This window comes from Snodgrassella sp. ESL0253, assembly GCF_013344965.1.
GTDB lineage: Bacteria > Pseudomonadota > Gammaproteobacteria > Burkholderiales > Neisseriaceae > Snodgrassella > Snodgrassella alvi_B.
Genome location: NZ_JAAEDQ010000021.1, coordinates 1 through 5,546 on the forward strand (window position 1 = coordinate 1; position 5,546 = coordinate 5,546).

The 5,546-nt window shown below is 50.2% G+C and carries 2 tRNA genes and 3 rRNA genes; all 5 read right to left on the minus strand.

From position 1 onward, the window contains the following. Window positions 1-24 precede the first annotated feature (24 nt). The 5 genes from rrf to GYX26_RS11065 all read right to left on the minus strand — a co-directional run bounded on the left by rrf (window position 25) and on the right by GYX26_RS11065 (window position 5,272). Window positions 25-137: ribosomal RNA gene (gene rrf, locus GYX26_RS11045) — 5S ribosomal RNA — on the minus strand. 108 nt (window positions 138-245) lie between these two features. Continuing rightward, window positions 246-3,135, minus strand: a 23S ribosomal RNA gene (locus GYX26_RS11050). Between the two features lie 353 nt (window positions 3,136-3,488). Then, window positions 3,489-3,564 (minus strand) — tRNA-Ala (locus tag GYX26_RS11055). 15 nt (window positions 3,565-3,579) lie between these two features. Next, window positions 3,580-3,656, minus strand: a tRNA-Ile gene (locus tag GYX26_RS11060). A gap of 77 nt (window positions 3,657-3,733) precedes the next feature. Beyond that, window positions 3,734-5,272 (minus strand): 16S ribosomal RNA (locus GYX26_RS11065). The 16S, 23S and 5S rRNA genes sit together here with 2 tRNA genes alongside, the layout of an rRNA operon. Window positions 5,273-5,546 lie beyond the last annotated feature (274 nt).

Genomic DNA, 5,546 nt, shown 5'->3' on the forward strand with positions numbered 1-5,546 from the left:
TCAACCGGGTTCTTCTTATGGGGAGTCTGGCGGTGTCCTACTTTCACATGGGCATCCATACTATCATCGGCGCTAGGTCGTTTCACGGTCCTGTTCGGGATGGGAAGGCGTGGGACCAACCCGCTATGGCCGCCAGACATTAAACTGTCAAATCAGAAAGCCTTAATCTTGGTGATGTGTATTCATCAGTAAGCTTTTATCATTTCTTCTGCACATACTCTCATGTACGAAGTTCTTCAAATGATAGAGTCAAGCCTCACGAGCAATTAGTATCGGTTAGCTGCAAGTGTTACCACTCTTCCACACCCGACCTATCAACGTCCTGGTCTCGAACGTCTCTTTAGAGGGATTAAATCCCTAGGGAAGTCTCATCTTCAGGCGAGTTTCACGCTTAGATGCTTTCAGCGTTTATCTCTTCCGAACTTAGCTACCCGGCGATGCGACTGGCGTCACAACCGGTACACCAGAGGTTCGTCCACTCCGGTCCTCTCGTACTAGGAGCAGCCCCCGTCAAACTTCCAACGCCCACTGCAGATAGGGACCAAACTGTCTCACGACGTTTTAAACCCAGCTCACGTACCACTTTAAATGGCGAACAGCCATACCCTTGGGACCGACTACAGCCCCAGGATGTGATGAGCCGACATCGAGGTGCCAAACTCCGCCGTCGATATGAACTCTTGGGCGGAATCAGCCTGTTATCCCCGGAGTACCTTTTATCCGTTGAGCGATGGCCCTTCCATTCAGAACCACCGGATCACTATGTCCTGCTTTCGCACCTGCTCGACTTGTCGGTCTCGCAGTTAAGCTACCTTGTGCCATTGTACTATCAGTCCGATTTCCGACCGGACCTAGGTAACCTTCGAACTCCTCCGTTACTCTTTGGGAGGAGACCGCCCCAGTCAAACTGCCTACCATGCACGGTCCCCGATCCAGATGATGGATCCGGGTTAGAACCTCAAAGTCACCAGGGTGGTATTTCAAGGACGGCTCCACAGATACTAGCGTTTCTGCTTCTTAGCCTCCCACCTATCCTACACAAGTGACTTCAAAGTCCAATGCAAAGCTACAGTAAAGGTTCACGGGGTCTTTCCGTCTAGCAGCGGGGAGATTGCATCTTCACAACCATTTCAACTTCGCTGAGTCTCAGGAGGAGACAGTGTGGCCATCGTTACGCCATTCGTGCGGGTCGGAACTTACCCGACAAGGAATTTCGCTACCTTAGGACCGTTATAGTTACGGCCGCCGTTTACTGGGGCTTCGATCCGATGCTTGCACATCTTCAATTAACCTTCCAGCACCGGGCAGGCGTCACACCCTATACGTCCACTTTCGTGTTTGCAGAGTGCTGTGTTTTTATTAAACAGTCGCAGCCACCTATTCTCTGCGACCTCTAACGGCTTACGGAGTTAATCCTTAACCATCAGAGGCATACCTTCTCCCGAAGTTACGGTATCAATTTGCCGAGTTCCTTCTCCTGAGTTCTCTCAAGCGCCTTAGAATTCTCATCCTACCCACCTGTGTCGGTTTGCGGTACGGTTTCATTCAAACTGTAGCTTAGTGGCTTTTCCTGGAAGCGTGGTATCAGTCACTTCGTGTCCGTAGACACTCGTCATCACTTCTCGGTGTTAAGCACCCGGATTTGCCTAAGTGCTCCACCTACCGGCTTAAACGATCTATTCCAACAGATCGATGACCTAACCTTCTCCGTCCCCACATCGCATTTGAATCAAGTACAGGAATATTAACCTGTTTCCCATCGACTACGCATCTCTGCCTTGCCTTAGGGGCCGACTCACCCTACGCCGATGAACGTTGCGTAGGAAACCTTGGGTTTTCGGCGACAGGGCTTTTCACCCTGTTTATCGCTACTCATGTCAACATTCGCACTTCTGATACCTCCAGCATGCTTCTCAACACACCTTCTTCGGCCTACAGAACGCTCCCCTACCATGCCAGTTAACTGGCATCCGCAGCTTCGGTTACAGATTTGAGCCCCGTTACATCTTCCGCGCAGGACGACTCGACCAGTGAGCTATTACGCTTTCTTTAAATGATGGCTGCTTCTAAGCCAACATCCTGGCTGTCTCGGCCTTCCCACTTCGTTTACCACTTAATCTGTCATTTGGGACCTTAGCTGGCGGTCTGGGTTGTTTCCCTCTTGACACCGGACGTTAGCACCCGATGTCTGTCTCCCGAGGAACCACTTGATGGTATTCTTAGTTTGCCATGGGTTGGTAAGTCGCAATGACCCCCTAGCCATAACAGTGCTTTACCCCCATCAGTGTCTTACTCGAGGCACTACCTAAATAGTTTTCGGGGAGAACCAGCTATCTCCGAGTTTGTTTAGCCTTTCACCCCTATCCACAGCTCATCCCCGCATTTTGCAACATGCGTGGGTTCGGTCCTCCAGTACCTGTTACGGCACCTTCAACCTGGCCATGGATAGATCACTCGGTTTCGGGTCTACACCCAGCAACTAATCGCCCTATTAAGACTCGGTTTCCCTACGCCTCCCCTAATCGGTTAAGCTCGCTACTGAATGTAAGTCGTTGACCCATTATACAAAAGGTACGCAGTCACGGATTTCTCCGCTCCCACTGTTTGTATGCATCAGGTTTCAGGTTCTATTTCACTCCCCTCCCGGGGTTCTTTTCGCCTTTCCCTCACGGTACTGGTTCACTATCGGTCGATGATGAGTATTTAGCCTTGGAGGATGGTCCCCCCATCTTCAGACAGGATTTCGCGTGTCCCGCCCTACTTTGCGTATACTTAGTACCACCTCTGAAATTTCGAATACGGGGCTTTCACCCTCTTTGGCCAAGCTTCCCAGCTTGTTCTTCTATCTCAGTGGCTATCATATACAGGCTCTTACGCGTTCGCTCGCCACTACTTGCGCAATCTCGGTTGATTTCTTTTCCTCTGGGTACTTAGATGGTTCAGTTCTCCAGGTTCGCTTCTCTGCACCTATGGATTCAGTGCAGGATACCATGCTTATACATGGTGGGTTTCCCCATTCGGACATCGCGGGATCACAGCTCTATTGCCAGCTCCCCCACGCTTTTCGCAGGCTTACACGTCCTTCTTCGCCTATCATCGCCAAGGCATCCACCTGATGCACTTATTCACTTGACTCTATCATTTCAAGAACCTCTTGACTTCGCCATCTCCACCGTTGACTAGTGAATATGACTAAGGCCTTTACTCTCATAAAGCTTACTGCTTTGGTTGTCTGAACAACGCCTTTTGTCTTCGTTGTTCAGCGATACAATCATCACCCAATTCTTTCAGCACTTTCTTCTTCATCTGTTTCCAGATTCCGATTCCTGTGCCTCAATCTTTGTTTGTTGATTTCGGCTTTCCAATTTGTTAAAGATCGATGCGTTACTTCGCAAATTAAAGCTAGCTTCTGCTTCGTCTGTACTCAGACTAAACTACCTTTAATTTCCAAAGTATCCTGAACCAACTTCCCTCTTCCTACAGAGTCGTGGTGGAGGCAAACGGGATCGAACCGATGACCCCCTGCTTGCAAAGCAGGTGCTCTACCAACTGAGCTATGCCCCCGCGTCCTTAAATATGTGGTGGGTCTGGGAGGACTTGAACCTCCGACCCCACGCTTATCAAGCGTGTGCTCTAACCAGCTGAGCTACAAACCCAGTTTATTCAGTCTCTTCTCGCATCTTTTCAGTTTACCGATAAGTGTGAATGCGAATCAGCCTCTTCTTTTCTCTAGAAAGGAGGTGATCCAGCCGCAGGTTCCCCTACGGCTACCTTGTTACGACTTCACCCCAGTCATGAAGCATACCGTGTTAAGCGACCTCCTTACGGTTAGTCTACCCAATTCTGGTATCCCCCACTCCCATGGTGTGACGGGCGGTGTGTACAAGACCCGGGAACGTATTCACCGCAGTATGCTGACCTGCGATTACTAGCGATTCCGACTTCATGCACTCGAGTTGCAGAGTGCAATCCGGACTACGATCGGCTTTCTGAGATTGGCTTCACCTCGCGGCTTCGCTACCCTCTGTACCGACCATTGTATGACGTGTGAAGCCCTGGTCATAAGGGCCATGAGGACTTGACGTCATCCCCACCTTCCTCCGGTTTGTCACCGGCAGTCTCATTAGAGTGCCCAACTTAATGATGGCAACTAATGACAAGGGTTGCGCTCGTTGCGGGACTTAACCCAACATCTCACGACACGAGCTGACGACAGCCATGCAGCACCTGTGTTACGGTTCCCGAAGGCACTCTCCTATCTCTAAGAGATTCCGTACATGTCAAGACCAGGTAAGGTTCTTCGCGTTGCATCGAATTAATCCACATCATCCACCGCTTGTGCGGGTCCCCGTCAATTCCTTTGAGTTTTAATCTTGCGACCGTACTCCCCAGGCGGACAATTTCACGCGTTAGCTTCGCTACTAAGGCATCTAGTACCCCAACAGCTAATTGTCATCGTTTAGGGCGTGGACTACCAGGGTATCTAATCCTGTTTGCTACCCACGCTTTCGAGCATGAACGTCAGTGTTATCCCAGGAGGCTGCCTTCGCCATCGGTATTCCTCCACATCTCTACGCATTTCACTGCTACACGTGGAATTCTACCTCCCTCTGACACACTCTAGTCATACAGTTTCAAATGCACGTCCCAAGTTGAGCTCGGGGATTTCACATCTGACTTATTTAACCGTCTGCGCTCGCTTTACGCCCAGTAATTCCGATTAACGCTCGCACCCTACGTATTACCGCGGCTGCTGGCACGTAGTTAGCCGGTGCTTATTCTTTAGGTACCGTCAGCACTAGATGGTATTAGCACCCAGCTTTTCTTCCCTAACAAAAGTCCTTTACAACCCGAAGGCCTTCTTCAGACACGCGGCATGGCTGGATCAGGGTTTCCCCCATTGTCCAAAATTCCCCACTGCTGCCTCCCGTAGGAGTTTGGGCCGTGTCTCAGTCCCAATGTGGCGGATCATCCTCTCAGACCCGCTATGGATCGTCGCCTTGGTAGGCCTTTACCCCACCAACTAGCTAATCCAACATCGGCCGCTCAAATAACGCGAGGTCCTAAGATCCCCCGCTTTCCCCCTCAGGGCGTATGCGGTATTAGCCATCCTTTCGGACAGTTATCCCCCATTACTCGGTACGTTCCGATGCATTACTCACCCGTTCGCCACTCGCCACCAGAGAGCAAGCTCTCCGTGCTGCCGTTCGACTTGCATGTGTAAAGCATGCCGCCAGCGTTCAATCTGAGCCAGGATCAAACTCTTATGTTTAATCTTAGCTTGTTGCAATCTCGAAGTTCCCTTCGAAATCACTGGTCTGCTTCAAAGTTATTGACAAGTATATGTCTATATATCTCGTCTCTCTGAATCAGTGTGAGGCTCATCCGCACTCACACTTATCGGTAATCTGTTCTGTTAAAGAGCGTTGCTTTCGACTGCGTTCTACTTTAAACTGTTTAGTTCGTTTCGTGTCGCGTCATCAGCGAAGAAGGCGAACTATACGCCTCACCTAAACCTCTGTCAACTACTTCATCCTTTTATTTTT